A 13,415-nucleotide genomic window follows, 5' to 3' on the forward strand; every position below is an offset into this window, starting at 1 on the left:
GCCCGTGAGCGGCCCGCGCAACTGGCTGGCGGTGGCCAGCGCCGAGCATGTGCGGCGCGGCCGGGCCGAGGGCTTTATGCAGGTCTGCCATGGCAAGGCGGCGCCGCTGCGCCGGCTCGCACCGGGCGATCGGGTGGTGTATTACTCGCCCACCGAGACCTTTGGCGGCCAGGATCGCCTGCAGGCCTTCACCGCCATCGGCACGCTGCGCCGGGGCAGCCCCTACCAGGTGGAGATGGGTGAGGGCTTCTGCCCCTTCCGCCGCGATGTCGACTGGCTGGCGGCCCGGCCGCAGCCGATCGCGCCTCTGCTGGAGCGCCTGGATCTGACGCGCGGCCAGCGCAACTGGGGCTACCAGTTCCGCTTCGGCCTGCTTGCGCTCAGCGTGGCCGATATGGACCTGATTGCACACGCCATGCAGGCAGCGCTGCCGGCGCGCGCGCAGGGCGATCTGGCGTTCAGCTGAGCAGCCAGCTGCTGACGCGGAAGGTCACGAACGAGGCCGCATAGGCCAGCGCGAACAGATAGCCCAGCATGATGAGGGGAATGCGCAGGCCGCCGGTCTCACGCTTCACCGCCGCCAGGGTGGCGATGCACTGCGGCGCGAACACATACCAGGCCAGCAGCGAGAAGGCGGTGGGCAGGCTCCAGCTCTGCGCGATCAACGGGGTCAGGGCTTGCGCCGCATCCTCGGCCGTGGCCGAGAGCGCGTAGACCGTGCCCAGCGCGCTGATGGCGATCTCGCGGGCGGCAAGACCTGGCACCAGTGCCAGGCTGATCTGCCAGTTGAAGCCGATCGGCTCGAACAGGGTGGCGAGGCCTCGACCCAGCATGCCGGCAAGGCTGTACTGGATGGCCGGCCCGGAGGCACCGTCCGGCGGCGCCGGGAAACTCGCCAGCAGCCACAGCAGCACCGTCAGCGTGAGGATGATGCCACCCACACGCTTGAGGAAGATCTCGGCGCGCTGCCACAGGCCGATGGCGATATTGCGTGCATGCGGCCAGTGGTAGGCCGGCAGCTCCATCATCAGCGGCCGGGTGTGGTGGCCGCCGGTATAGCGCTTGAGCAGCCAGGCCACCGCCATGGCGCCCACGATGCCGGCCAGGTACAGCACGAACAGCACCAGGCCCTGCAGCTCGATGCCGGCCCACAGCGCGCGCTGCGGCACGAAGGCGCCGATCAGCAGCGCATAGACAGGCAGGCGCGCCGAGCAGGTCATCAGCGGCGCGATCAGGATGGTGACCAGGCGGTCGCGCGGATTGGCGATCGAGCGCGTGGCCATGATGCCGGGGATGGCGCAGGCAAAGCTGGAGAGCAGGGGAATGAAGCTGCGCCCCGAGAGCCCGACGCTGCCCATGATGCGGTCCAGCAGGAAGGCAGCGCGCGGCAGATAGCCCGACTCCTCCAGCACCAGGATGAAGAAGAACAGGATCAGGATCTGCGGCAGAAAGGCCAGCACGCTGCCCACGCCGGCGATCAGCGCGTCCACCAGCAGGCTGCGCAGCCAGCCGGGCGGCAGGGCGCTGCCGACCTGCTCGCCCAGCCAGGCCACACCGGCCTCGATCAGGTCCTTGGGCGCCTCGGCCCAGGAAAACACCGCCTGGAACAGCAGGAACAGCAGCAGCGCCAGCAGCAGCGGGCCCAGCACCGGGTGCAGCACGAAGCGGTCGAGGCGGTCGCTGGGCAGTTCGGGCGTCTGGGCGTCCAGGCCCAGTTCGTGCAGGATGCGGTTGACCCGTGCCTGGTCCTCATGGCTGGGGTGGGCGCTGGCGGCCGCTTGCGGTGCGGACCAGGCGTCGCGCCGGTCCAGCAACTGGCGCAACTCGTCCAGGCCATGCCCCTGGGTGGCGACGGTGCGCACCACCGGCACGCCCAGCGCCTCGGCGAGCGCCTGGGCATCGATGTGCAGGCCGCGCGCGGCGGCCAGGTCGGCCATGTTCAGCGCCACCACGCAGGGCAGGCCCTGGCGCTGCAGCGACAGCACCAGGCGCAGATTGCGGCGCAGATTGGTGGCGTCGAGCACGCAGATGATCAGGTCGGGCCGCTTCTCGCCCTTGGCGCGTCCGGCCAGCACATCGCAGGTGACGCGCTCGTCGGGCGAGCGTGGGTAGAGGCTGTAGGTGCCGGGCAGATCCAGCAGGCGCAGGCTCTTGCCGGCCAGGGTCTTGAGCCGGCCCTCCTTGCGCTCCACGGTGACGCCGGCGTAGTTGGCCACCTTCTGGCGGCTGCCGGTGAGGCGGTTGAAGAGGGCGGTCTTGCCGCAGTTCGGATTACCCACCAGGGCCAGCAAGGGGCCGGCCGGGTGGATGTGGATGACCGAGGATGCCGTCATGCGAAAGATGCCGCGGGCTCAGGCCGCCACCAGCTGCACGCAGGCGGCTTCGGCCTCGCGCAGCGCAAAGGTGGATTGGCCGATACGCACCACCAGCGGGTCGCCACCGGGCAGGCCGCGCGCCAGCACGCTGACATGCTCACCGGCGACGAAGCCGATTTCCTCCAGCCATTGCGGCCATTCCGGCGCATGCGCCGGCGCCGCCAGCCCGGCCACACGGTGGGCTGCACCCAGGGAGGCACGCGCAAGCGTGAACATGGAAGCGGGCTGGGACATGGGCGGGCCTTGCGGAGCGGTTGAGAGCGACGGATTCATTCTAAATGCGAAGAAATCGCATTTAGATCCCGATGGCTTTGTTTGCCCAGATGCTTTGATTTGGCGCAATTTGCTGCGGCGCCGCGGATTTGCGCAAACGAGCAATGACGGGCGCGCAAACGTTTAGCGTTTTCCTTAGAAGCCGATACACTCGCGTTTTTTAGAATGCCTCTATCCCCGCCGGCCGCCCGTTCCGATCCGCAAGAATCGCCGTTCGGGCCCGCCCCCGTGCATGCTGGCGTCTATCCCAACCTGTGCAAGCTTGTATAGGACCGCAATGAAGCTCACTCTGTCTACGCTGGCCGGCGCTGCCCTGGCCCTTGCCGCCTCGTCCGCCGCCATCGCGCAGGCCACGCCGGCGGTGATCTTCGACATGGGCGGCAAGTTCGACAAGTCCTTCAACGAGTCGGCCTACCGTGGCGTGGAGCGCTGGAAGGCCGAGACCGGCGGCAAGTACCTCGAATTCGAGATCAGCAACGAGACCCAGCGCGTGCAGGCGATCCGCCGCATGGCCGAGCGTGGCGCCAGCCCCATCATCTCGATCGGCTTTGCCCAGGCCTCGGCGCTGGAGCAGGTGGCCAAGGAGTTCCCCAAGACCAAGTTCGCCATCGTCGACATGGTGGTGAACCAGCCCAATGTGCAGTCGCTGGTGTTCAAGGAGCATGAGGGAAGCTTCCTGGTCGGCGCGATGGCCACGCTCAGCAGCAAGACCGGCAAGGTCGGCTTCGTGGGCGGCATGGACATCCCGCTGATCCGCAAGTTCCAGTGCGGCTACGAGCAGGGCGCCAAGGCGGCCAATGCCAAGACCGAGGTGTTCTCCAACATGACCGGCACCACCGCCACCGCCTGGAACGACCCCACGCGCGGCGGTGAGCTGGCCAAGGCCCAGTTCGCCAAGGGCGTGGACGTGGTGTTCGCGGCCGCCGGCGGCACCGGCACCGGTGTCTACCAGGCCGCCAAGGATGCCGGCAAGCTGGCCATCGGCGTGGACAGCAACCAGAACCATATCCAGCCCGGCACCATGCTGACCTCCATGGTCAAGCGCGTGGACGTGGCGGTCTACAACGTGCTGAAGGACTGGAAGGCCGGCGTCAGCGTGCTCGGGCTCAAGGAGGGCGGCGTCGACTACGCCGTCGATCAGCACAACGCCAAGCTCATCACGCCCGCGCTGAAGACCAAGGTCGAGGCCTACAAGGCCGACATCATTGCCGGCAAGATCAAGGTGGCCGACTACATGGCCGACAACGCCTGCAAGTATTGAAGAAGCAGCCAATAGCAGAGCGGCCCATGTCTGATTCCAAGCGCGCGCCGGCGGTCCGGCTGTGCGAGATTTCCAAGCGCTTCGGCGCGGTGCAGGCCAACCGCGGCGTGACGCTGGCGGTGGCGCCCGGCACGGTGCATGGCATCGTGGGCGAGAACGGCGCCGGCAAGTCCACGCTGATGGCCATCCTCTACGGCTACTACCAGGCCGACGAGGGCCATATCGAGGTGGGCGGCGAGCGCGTCAGCATCGCCAACTCGCACCAGGCGATCGCCCTGGGCGTGGGCATGGTGCACCAGCACTTCATGCTGGTGGACACGCTGTCCTGCCTGGACAACGTGATGCTGGGTGCCGAGCCCACCTTCTTCCTGGCACGCGGCAAGCGTGCCGTGCGCGCCAAGCTCGAGGCCCTGATGCAGAGCACCGGCCTGCAGGTGCAGCTCGACGCGCTGGTGGGCGAACTGCCGGTCGGCGAGCTGCAGCGCCTGGAGATCCTCAAGGCCCTGTATCGCGGCGCCAAGATCCTGATCCTAGACGAACCCACGGCGGTGCTGACCCCGCAGGAGACCGAGCAGCTGTTCGAGACCCTGCGCAAGCTGCGCGCCCAGGGCACCACGATTCTGCTCATCACGCACAAGCTCAAGGAAGTGATGGCCTTGTGCGACGAGGTCACGGTAATGCGCGCCGGCCAGGTCATCAAGACCACGGCGATCGCCGCGACCAGCCCCGAAGACCTGGCCGAAGCCATGGTGGGCCGCAAGGTGAATCTCGGCCGTGCCGAGACACAGGCGGCGCGGGGTCAGGCCTTGCGCCTGCAGGCCTCGGGCCTGCGCCTGCGCGACGCCCATGGTGTGCCGGCGCTGGCGGGCGTGGACCTGCAGTTGCGCGCCGGCGAGATCGTCGGCGTGGCCGGTGTTTCGGGCAATGGCCAGAGCGAGCTGCTGGAGGTGCTGTCCGGCATGCGCGCGCCCGAGGCCGGCGAGCTGCAGCTGGGCGAGGTGCGCTTCACGGCCGGCGCCTGGCTGGCGCCCAAGCGCGCGCGCGAACTCAAGCTGGCCCATGTGCCCGAGGATCGCCACCTGCTGGGCATGGTGATGAGCTTCCCGGCCTGGGAAACCGCCGCCCTGGGCTACCACGAGCAGGCACAGTACCGTGCCGCGCCGTTGGGCCTGGCGATGGACCAGGACCATATGCGCGCGCAGACGGCGCAGATGATGGAGCGCTTCGACGTGCGCCCCCGCGATGCGCAGCTGGGCTCGTCCAAGTTCTCCGGCGGCAACCAGCAGAAGCTGATCCTGGCGCGCGAGATCGGCCAGCAGCCGCAGGTGCTGCTGGTGGGCCAGCCCACGCGTGGCGTGGACATCGGCGCGATCGAATTCATCCATGGCCAGCTGCGCCGCCTGCGCGACGAGGGCTGTGCGGTGCTGCTGGTGAGCAGCGAACTGGACGAGATCCTGGCCCTGGCCGATCGCGTGCTGGTGATGAACTGCGGCCGTATCACCGGCGAACTGGGTATTGCGGAATGCGACGAAAAGACATTGGGCCTCTTGATGGCCGCACAAGCTGAGGTGGCCGCCGCATGAGCAATGCGCAAGCTTTTCAGATGCCGCGCTGGATGGATCTGGTGCTGCTGCCGCTGTGGAATCTGCTCGTCGCCCTGCTGGTGGCGGGCGGCGTGGTGCTGCTGATCGGCGAGAGCCCGTTGCAGGCGCTGTCCATCCTGCTCAACGGCGCGTTGGGCAATGCGCGCGGGCTGGGCTACACGCTCTACTACGCCACCACCTTCATCTTCACCGGCCTGGCGGTGGCGGTGGCCTTCCATGGCGGCCTCTTCAATATCGGTGGCGAGGGCCAGGCCACCTTCGGCGGCCTGGGCGTGGCCCTGCTGGCCCTGTGGCTGGGCCACCGCCTTCCCGCCTGGCTGGTGCTGCCCCTGGTGGTGCTGGCCGCGGCGCTGTTCGGCATGTTGTGGGCGGCGGTGCCGGCCTATCTGCAGGCCTGGCGCGGCAGCCACATCGTCATCACCACCATCATGTTCAATTTCCTGGCCGCCAGCCTGAACGTCTATCTGCTGGTGAACTGGCTGCGCCCGGCCGGCTCGATGTCGGTGGAGAGCAGTAACTTCGCCGACGGCGCGCGCATGCCGGCGCTGCATCAGCTGGCCGAGAAGCTCGGCCTCGAGCTGCCTTCGTCGCCCTTGAACCTGAGCCTCGTGCTGGCCCTGCTGGCCTGCTGGTTCGTGACCTGGTTCCTGTGGAAGAGCCGCGCCGGCTATGCGCTGCGCGCGGTGGGTTCGGCGCCGCAGGCCGCGCATTACGCCGGCATGAATCCGCGCCTGCAGGTGCTGATCGCGATGGGCATCTCCGGCGCCCTGGCCGGCCTGGTGGGCGTGAACGAGATCTCGGGCGTGCAGGGCAAGCTGACGCTGGACTTCGTGGCCGGCGCCGGCTTCACCGGCATCGCCGTCTCGCTGATGGGGCGCAACCACCCGCTGGGCATCATCCTGGCCTCGCTGCTGTTCGGCGTGCTCTACCAGGGCGGCGTCGAGGTGTCCTTCGAGCTGCCGCGCTTCAGCCGCGAGATGGTGGTGACGGTGCAGGGCCTGATCGTCCTGTTTGCCGGCGCCATGGCGATGGTGAGCGCGCCGATGTTTGCGCGCCTCTATGCCTCGTTCAAGCGCAGGGAGGCTGCCCGTGGATGAGGTCCTGATCGGTTCGGTGCTGGCGTCCACGCTGCGCGTCACCACGCCCTTGCTGCTGTGCGCCCTGGCGGGCCTGATCTCGGAGCGCTCCGGCGTGATCGACATCGGCCTGGAGGGCAAGATGCTGTTCGCCGCCTTTGCCGCGGCGGCCGCCGCCAGCGTGGGGCATTCCACCGCGCTGGGCCTGGTGGCGGCGATGCTGGTGGCCTGCCTGCTCTCGCTGCTGCACGGCTTTGCCTGCGTCACCCACCGCGGCGACCAGGTGGTGTCGGGCGTGGCCATCAATATGGTGGCGGCCGGCCTGACCGTGGTGCTGGGTATCGCCTGGTTTGCCCAGGGCGGCCAGACCCCGCCCATCGATGCCGCGGTGCGCCTCACCGGCCTCAGCGCCGCCTTTGCCGAGCCGGTGGAGGGCAGCTGGTGGGCCTCGGTGATCGGCCATGGTCTCCTGAGCCACAACATCCTGGTCTACCTGGCCTTTGCCCTGGTGGGCGGCGTGTGGTTCTTCCTCGAGCGCACCAAGCCCGGCCTGCGCCTGCGCGCGGTGGGCGAGAACCCGGCCATGGTGGATGCGGCCGGCGTCTCGGTGCCGCGCCTGCGCTATGCCGCCTTGCTGCTCAACGGCCTGCTGTGCGGCCTTGCGGGCAGCTATCTGACGCTGGCGCAGAACGCCAATTTCTCGCCGAACATGACGGCGGGGCGCGGCTTCATCGCGCTGGCGGCGATGATCTTCGGCAAATGGAAACCCTTGCCCACCATGGCAGCCTGCCTGCTGTTCGGCTTCCTCGACGCCGCCGCCATCCGGCTGCAGGGGGTGGCCATCCCTGGCGTCGGCGAGGTGCCGGTGCAGGCGATCCAGGCCTTGCCCTATCTGCTGACCGTCGTGCTGCTGGCCGGTTTCATCGGCCAGGCGCTGGCGCCCAAGGCGCTGGGCCGGCCCTATATCAAGGAACGTTGATGTTGCAACTTCCACCCGATGTGCTGCAGCGCCTGCTCGCTGCCGCGCAGGCAGCGCGCGCACGCTCCTATGCGCCTTACTCCAAGTACGCGGTGGGTGCCGCGGTGCTGGACGAGCAGGGCCATGTCCATGCCGGCTGCAATATCGAGAATGCTGCCTATCCTCAAGGCTGGTGCGCCGAGGCCACGGCTCTGGGTGCGATGGTGATGGCGGGTGGCCGCCAGGCGCAGGCGGTGCTGGTCACCGGCCCCGGCCCCGACATCATCACGCCCTGCGGTGGCTGCCGCCAGAAGCTGCGCGAGTTCAGCCTGCCGGCATCGCTGCTCATCATTGCCGCCGATCCCAGCGGCGTGAAAGCGCAGTGGACGCTGGAACAACTCTTGCCGGCCAGCTTTGGCCCGGACCATCTGAAGCACCTCTGAACGGTGCACCGGAGACACGCAACATGATCAACAACAACGAACTGAACCCCCTCATCGACGCCAGCGTCGCCCGCCTGCAGGCCGAATTTGGCGCCGCCCCCGAAGTCGCGGTGGTGCTGGGCTCGGGCTGGGCCGGCGCGGTGGACCAGGTGCAGGGCGCCAAGCACCTGGCCTATGGCGAGCTGCCGGCCTTCCCCCGGCCCAAGGTCGAGGGCCATGTCAGCGAGGTGGTGGTAGGCATGATGGGCGGGCAGCGCGTGGCCATGCTGCGCGGCCGCGCCCATACCTACGAAAGCGGCGATTGCACCGGCATGGCCGGCGCGCTGCGCAGCCTCAAGCGCTGGGGCGTCAAGGTGCTGATCCAGACCAATGCCTCGGGCTCGCTGCGCCCGCACATGCCGCCCGGCAGCCTGATGCTGATCGCCGATCACATCAACGCGCCGCAGCGTTCGCCCCTGGTGGGCGAGCCCGGCAGCGAGCGCTTTGTGGACATGAGCAGCGCCTATGACGCCGAGCTGCGCGCCCATGCCAAGAAGGTGGCACAGACGCACAACCTCAAGCTCGGCGAGGGCACCTATGTCTGGGCCCTGGGCCCGCAGTTCGAGACCCCGGCCGAGATCCGCATGTTTGCCGCCTGGGGCGCCGATGCCGTCGGCATGAGCACCGTGCCCGAGACCATCCTGGCGCGCCATGCCGGCCTGCGCGTGATGGGCCTGGCCCTGATGACGAATATGGCCGCCGGCCTGTCGGCCGAGGCCCTGACCCATGCCCTGACGCTGCAGCAGGCGGCCGTGTCGGGCGAGCGCGCCGCGGCCTTCCTGGCGCAGTTGGTGGCCGGCCTGACCGAACTGGCTTCGCTGCGGGCCTGATATGAGCACTACTCAAGACCTGACCCCGCAGGAAAGCGCCCGCCTGGCCCTGCAATGCCTGGACCTCACCAGCCTGAATGATGCCGACACCGAGGCCGACATCGAGGCCCTGTGCCGCCGCGCCCAGAGCGCCCATGGCCCGGTGGCCGCGGTGTGTGTCTGGCCGCGCTTCGTGGCGCTGGCGCGGCGCCTGCTGCCGGCCGAGATCCAGGTGGCCGCGGTGGCCAATTTCCCGGATGGTGCGCTGGACCTGCCGCGCGCGCTGGCCGATGTGGCGGCGATCGCCCAGGCCGGCGGCAACGAGGTGGACGTGGTGCTGCCCTACAAGGCCTTGATGGCGGGGCAGGGCAGCGAGGTGGCCGAGTTCCTGGCCGAGGTGCGCCATGCCAGCCGGCCGCTCACGCTCAAGGTCATCATCGAAAGCGGCGAGCTGGCCACGCCCGAGCTGATCGCCGAGGCCACCCGCCTGGCCCTGATGGCCGGTGCCGATTTCGTCAAGACCAGCACCGGCAAGAGCCGCGTCTCGGCCACCCCCGCGGCCGCCGCGGTGATGCTGCAGGAGATCGCGGCCAGCGGCCTCTCGGCGGCCGGTTTCAAGGCCTCGGGGGGCATCCGCTCGGTGGCCGACGCGCACGGCTATCTGCTGCAGACCCGTGCCAAGCTGGGCGAGGGGGCGTTGAACGCGCGCCGCCTGCGCTTCGGCGCCAGCGGTCTGCTCAATGACATCGAGGCGGTGCTCGCGGGCCAGGCCTCGGCAGCGCCTTCCAGAGCCTCCAGCGCCTACTGACGAACATGCTTGCTCAAGAAATCATCCGCGCCAAGCGCGACGGCCATACCCTGTCCGAGCCGCAGATCCAGCACTTTGTGCGCGGCCTGGTGGACGGCAGCTGGAGCGAGGGCCAGGTGGCCGCGCTGGGCATGGCGGTGTTCCTGCGCGGCATGGGCCGCGATGAAGCGGTGGCGCTGACCCGCGCCATGATGCATTCCGGCCGCGTGCTGGCCTGGCCCGACATGCCCGGCCCGGTGCTGGACAAGCATTCCAGCGGCGGCGTGGGCGACAAGGTCAGCCTGATGCTGGCGCCCATGGTGGCGGCCTGCGGCGGCTATGTGCCGATGATTGCCGGCCGCGGCCTGGGCCATACCGGCGGCACGGTGGACAAGCTCGAGGCCATCCCCGGCTACAACACCATGCCCGCGCCCGCGGACTTCGACCGCCTGGTGCGGCGCCTGGGCTGTGCCGTGATCGGCCAGACCGGCGACCTGGCCCCGGCCGACAAGCGCTTCTACGCCTGCCGCGACGTCACCGCCACGGTGGAGAGCGTGCCGCTGATCACCGCCAGCATCCTGTCCAAGAAGCTGGCCGCCGGCCTGCAGGTGCTGGCCATGGACATCAAATGCGGCAATGGCGCCTTTGCCGACACGCCCGCCTTTGCGCAGGAGCTGGCCGAGAGCATCGTCAGCGTGGCCGGCGGCGCCGGCCTGAAGACCCGCGCCCTCATCACCGACATGAACCAGGTGCTGGGCTACGAGGTGGGCAACGCCCTGGAGATCCACGAGACGCTGGACTACCTGACCGGCAAGCGGGTGGAGCCGCGCCTGCACGAGGTGACGCTGGCGCTGGCCGCCGAGATGCTGGTGCTGGGTGGCTTGGCGGCCGACAACGGCGCCGCGCGCGCCAAGCTGCAGGCCGGACTGGACAGCGGTGCCGCGGCTGAAAAATTTGCGCAGATGGTGGCGGCCCTGGGCGGCCCGGCCGATCTGCTGGAGCGCCCGCAGCAATACCTGACCCCGGCGCCCGTGGTGCTGCCGGTGCCGGCGCCGCGCGACGGCGTGCTGAGCGCCATGAAGACGCGCGAGATCGGCCTCATCATCGTGGAGATGGGCGGCGGCCGCCGCCAGGCCGGCGATGCGATCGACTTCCGCGTGGGCCTCTCCGAGGTGCGCCATCTGGGCAGCAGCTTCAAGGCAGGCGAGACCATGGCCCTGGTGCATGCGGCCGATGAGGCCAGCGCGGCGCGCGCCGTGGCGGCCTACCAGGCCGCCTGCACGCTGGGCGAGGCCTATGTGCCCACGCCCATCGTGATGGCGACGGTGGGCTAGACTCCTGCCCCCTGCTGTCCTTCGCTTTCCCCGCCATGACCGACCCCGCCGAGTCCCCCGCCGAGCCGACTGACGCGCCCGAGCGCCGCCGCATCAAGAGCTTCGTGACGCGCCCCGGACGCATGGGCACGGGCCAGGTCAAGGCCCTCGCCGAGCTGGGCCCGCGTTTTGTGCTGCCCTACACGCCTGGTCAGCGGCTGGATCCGGTGGCCCTGTTCGGCCGCGAGGCGCCGCTGGTGCTGGAGATCGGCTTCGGCATGGGCGCGGCGACGGCGCAGATTGCGCAAAGCCTGCCGGACCACGACTTCCTCGGCTGCGAGGTGCACGAGCCCGGCGTGGGCGCGCTGCTCAAGCTGATCGGCGAGCAGCAGATCGCCAATATTCGCATCTTCCAGCACGATGCCGTCGAGGTGCTGGAGCAGATGATCGCGCCGGCCTCGCTGGCGGGCGTGCACATCTTCTTCCCGGATCCCTGGCACAAGAAGCGCCACAACAAGCGCCGCCTGATCCAGCAGCCCTTTGTCGCCAAGCTGGTGCAGCACATCCGCCCCGGCGGCTACCTGCATTGCGCCACCGACTGGGAGCCCTATGCCCAGCAGATGCTGGAGGTGCTGGCGGCCGAGCCGCTGCTGGAGAACACCGCCAGCGCTGCCGATGGCTATGCCGAGAAGCCGGCCTACCGGCCGCTCACCAAGTTCGAGCACCGCGGCATCCAGCTCGGCCATGGCGTCTGGGACCTGGTGTTCCGCAAGCGCTGAGCAGGCACTGTTAGAGTGCCGCTTCATATGTCTGAAGCACAACAACTCCAGGGCAAGCACATCCTGCTGGGCCTCTCCGGCGGCATCGCCTGCTACAAGATCGCCGAGCTGACGCGCCTGCTCAGCAAGGCGGGGGCGACGGTGCAGGTCATCATGACCGCCGCCGCCGAGGCCTTCATCACCCCGGTGACCATGCAGGCGCTCTCCAACCGCAGCGTCTACACCAGCCAGTGGGATGCGCGCGAGGCCAACAACATGGCCCACATCAATCTGAGCCGCGAGGCCGATCTGATGCTGATCGCACCCGCCAGCGCCGATTTCATCGCCAAGCTGGCGCAGGGCAGGGCCGATGAGCTGCTGAGCCTCACCGCCTTGGCGCGCCCGGCCGAGCGCTGCGCGCTGCTGGTGGCTCCGGCCATGAACCGCGAGATGTGGGCCCACCCCGCCACCCAGCGCAATGTGGCGCAGCTGCGCGCCGATGGCGCGCTGGTGCTGGGCCCGGCCAGCGGCGACCAGGCCTGTGGCGAGATCGGCGATGGCCGCATGCTGGAGGCCCAGGAGTTGCTGGACGAGGTGATTGCCTTCTTCCAGCCCAAGCTGCTGGCCGGCAAGACGCTCTTGATCACCGCCGGCCCGACCTTCGAGCCCATCGACCCGGTGCGCGGCATCACCAATCTCTCCAGCGGCAAGATGGGTTTCGCGATCGCACGTGCCGCCGCCGAGGCCGGCGCCCAAGTCACCCTGGTGGCCGGCCCGGTGCACCTGGCCACGCCGCGCGGCGTGCGCCGCATCGACGTGCAGACGGCCCAGCAGATGTTTGAGGCGGTGCTGCCGCGCGCCACCGAGCACGATGTGTTCGTGGCCACCGCCGCGGTGGCCGACTGGCGCCCGGCGCAGATGAACGAGCACAAGATCAAGAAGCAGGACGGCACGAAGACGGCGCCGACCTTCGAACTGGCCGAGAACGCCGACATCCTGGCGGCGGTGGCCGCCTTGCCCGATGGACCCTATTGCGTGGGCTTTGCCGCCGAGAGCCAGGAGCTCGTCAAGCATGCACGCGAAAAGCTGTTGCGCAAGAAGGTGCCGCTGATCGTCGGCAATCTGGGCCCGGCCACCTTCGGCCGCGACGACAACGCCCTGGTGCTGGTGGATGCCGCCGGCGAGCGCGAGCTGCCGCACAACGACAAACTCCATCTGGCCCGCCAACTCGTGGCCGAAATCGCGACCCGACTGCAACAAGCATGACCACCACTGTTGATCTGAAAGTGCTCGACGCCCGCATGGCCGAGCAGCTGCCCGCCTACGCCACGCCCGGCAGCGCCGGCCTGGACCTGCGCGCCTGCCTGGATGCGCCCGTGACCCTGGAGCCCGGGCAGACCAGCCTGGTGCCCACCGGCCTAGCCATCCACATCGGCGACCCTGGCCTGGCGGCCATCATCCTGCCGCGCTCGGGCCTGGGCCACAAGCATGGCATCGTGCTGGGCAATCTGGTCGGCCTGATCGACTCCGACTACCAGGGCCAGCTGATGGTGAGCTGCTGGAACCGCGGCAGTACCACCTTTGTCATCAACCCCATGGAGCGCATCGCGCAACTGGTGCTGGTGCCGGTGGTGCAGGCGGCGTTCCGCGTGGTCGAGGAATTCAACGCCTCCGATCGAGGCGAAGGCGGCTTCGGCTCAACCGGCAAGCACTGAAAAA

General features: G+C 69.0%; 14 protein-coding genes. 12 read left to right on the forward strand and 2 right to left on the reverse strand.

Annotated elements, in window-relative coordinates; genetic code table 11:
* The first annotated feature begins 4 nt into the window (after positions 1 to 4).
* Positions 5 to 466, forward strand: coding sequence for an EVE domain-containing protein (locus PFX98_RS17875; RefSeq protein WP_285231843.1), 462 nt, complete (start codon positions 5 to 7; stop codon positions 464 to 466).
* Here the strand turns inward: PFX98_RS17875 and feoB are convergent.
* The gene (gene feoB / locus PFX98_RS17880; protein WP_285231844.1) at positions 459 to 2,333 is read right to left on the reverse strand and encodes a ferrous iron transport protein B; all 1,875 of its coding nucleotides are present in this window, start codon (positions 2,331 to 2,333) and stop codon (positions 459 to 461) included. The genes PFX98_RS17875 and feoB overlap by 8 nt on opposite strands.
* Before the next feature lie 18 nt (positions 2,334 to 2,351).
* Positions 2,352 to 2,609, reverse strand: a complete 258-nt coding sequence (locus tag PFX98_RS17885) for a FeoA family protein (RefSeq protein ID WP_285231846.1) — start codon at positions 2,607 to 2,609, stop codon at positions 2,352 to 2,354.
* Between the two features lie 316 nt (positions 2,610 to 2,925).
* Between PFX98_RS17885 and PFX98_RS17890 the strand changes: the two genes are divergently transcribed.
* From PFX98_RS17890 to dut, 11 genes are read left to right on the forward strand one after another with little or no spacing between them, the layout of a single operon-like run.
* Positions 2,926 to 3,909: a BMP family lipoprotein gene (locus tag PFX98_RS17890; RefSeq protein ID WP_285231847.1), complete on the forward strand. Its 984-nt coding sequence runs from the start codon at positions 2,926 to 2,928 to the stop codon at positions 3,907 to 3,909.
* Positions 3,910 to 3,935: 26 nt separating this feature from the next.
* Positions 3,936 to 5,492, forward strand: a complete 1,557-nt coding sequence (locus tag PFX98_RS17895; protein WP_285231849.1) for an ABC transporter ATP-binding protein — start codon at positions 3,936 to 3,938, stop codon at positions 5,490 to 5,492.
* Positions 5,489 to 6,610, forward strand: coding sequence for an ABC transporter permease (locus PFX98_RS17900; protein WP_285231852.1), 1,122 nt, complete (start codon positions 5,489 to 5,491; stop codon positions 6,608 to 6,610). The genes PFX98_RS17895 and PFX98_RS17900 overlap by 4 nt, the downstream gene beginning before the upstream one ends.
* Positions 6,603 to 7,568 (forward strand): ABC transporter permease, encoded by a 966-nt coding sequence (locus tag PFX98_RS17905; protein ID WP_285231853.1) that lies wholly within the window; start codon positions 6,603 to 6,605, stop codon positions 7,566 to 7,568. Before PFX98_RS17900 ends, PFX98_RS17905 begins: the two co-directional genes overlap by 8 nt.
* Positions 7,568 to 7,990 (forward strand): cytidine deaminase, encoded by a 423-nt coding sequence (gene cdd, locus PFX98_RS17910; protein ID WP_285231854.1) that lies wholly within the window; start codon positions 7,568 to 7,570, stop codon positions 7,988 to 7,990. Before PFX98_RS17905 ends, cdd begins: the two co-directional genes overlap by 1 nt.
* A 23-nt stretch (positions 7,991 to 8,013) precedes the next feature.
* The gene (locus PFX98_RS17915) at positions 8,014 to 8,859 is read left to right on the forward strand and encodes a purine-nucleoside phosphorylase (RefSeq protein ID WP_285231855.1); all 846 of its coding nucleotides are present in this window, start codon (positions 8,014 to 8,016) and stop codon (positions 8,857 to 8,859) included.
* 1 nt (position 8,860) lies between these two features.
* Positions 8,861 to 9,646, forward strand: a complete 786-nt coding sequence (gene deoC, locus PFX98_RS17920; RefSeq protein WP_285231856.1) for a deoxyribose-phosphate aldolase — start codon at positions 8,861 to 8,863, stop codon at positions 9,644 to 9,646.
* A 5-nt stretch (positions 9,647 to 9,651) separates the two neighbouring features.
* Positions 9,652 to 10,959, forward strand: a complete 1,308-nt coding sequence (gene deoA / locus PFX98_RS17925; protein ID WP_285231857.1) for a thymidine phosphorylase — start codon at positions 9,652 to 9,654, stop codon at positions 10,957 to 10,959.
* A gap of 35 nt (positions 10,960 to 10,994) precedes the next feature.
* Complete coding sequence (gene trmB / locus PFX98_RS17930; RefSeq protein WP_285231858.1) at positions 10,995 to 11,717, forward strand: tRNA (guanosine(46)-N7)-methyltransferase TrmB; 723 nt, start codon at positions 10,995 to 10,997, stop codon at positions 11,715 to 11,717.
* 27 nt (positions 11,718 to 11,744) lie between these two features.
* Entirely contained in the window at positions 11,745 to 12,962 is a 1,218-nt protein-coding gene (gene coaBC / locus PFX98_RS17935; protein WP_285231859.1) for a bifunctional phosphopantothenoylcysteine decarboxylase/phosphopantothenate--cysteine ligase CoaBC, read from the forward strand.
* Entirely contained in the window at positions 12,959 to 13,411 is a 453-nt protein-coding gene (gene dut / locus PFX98_RS17940; protein WP_285231860.1) for a dUTP diphosphatase, read from the forward strand. The genes coaBC and dut overlap by 4 nt, the downstream gene beginning before the upstream one ends.
* Positions 13,412 to 13,415: the final 4 nt, after the last annotated feature.

The sequence above is a fragment of the Paucibacter sediminis genome (assembly GCF_030254645.1).
GTDB lineage: Bacteria > Pseudomonadota > Gammaproteobacteria > Burkholderiales > Burkholderiaceae_C > Paucibacter_B > Paucibacter_B sediminis.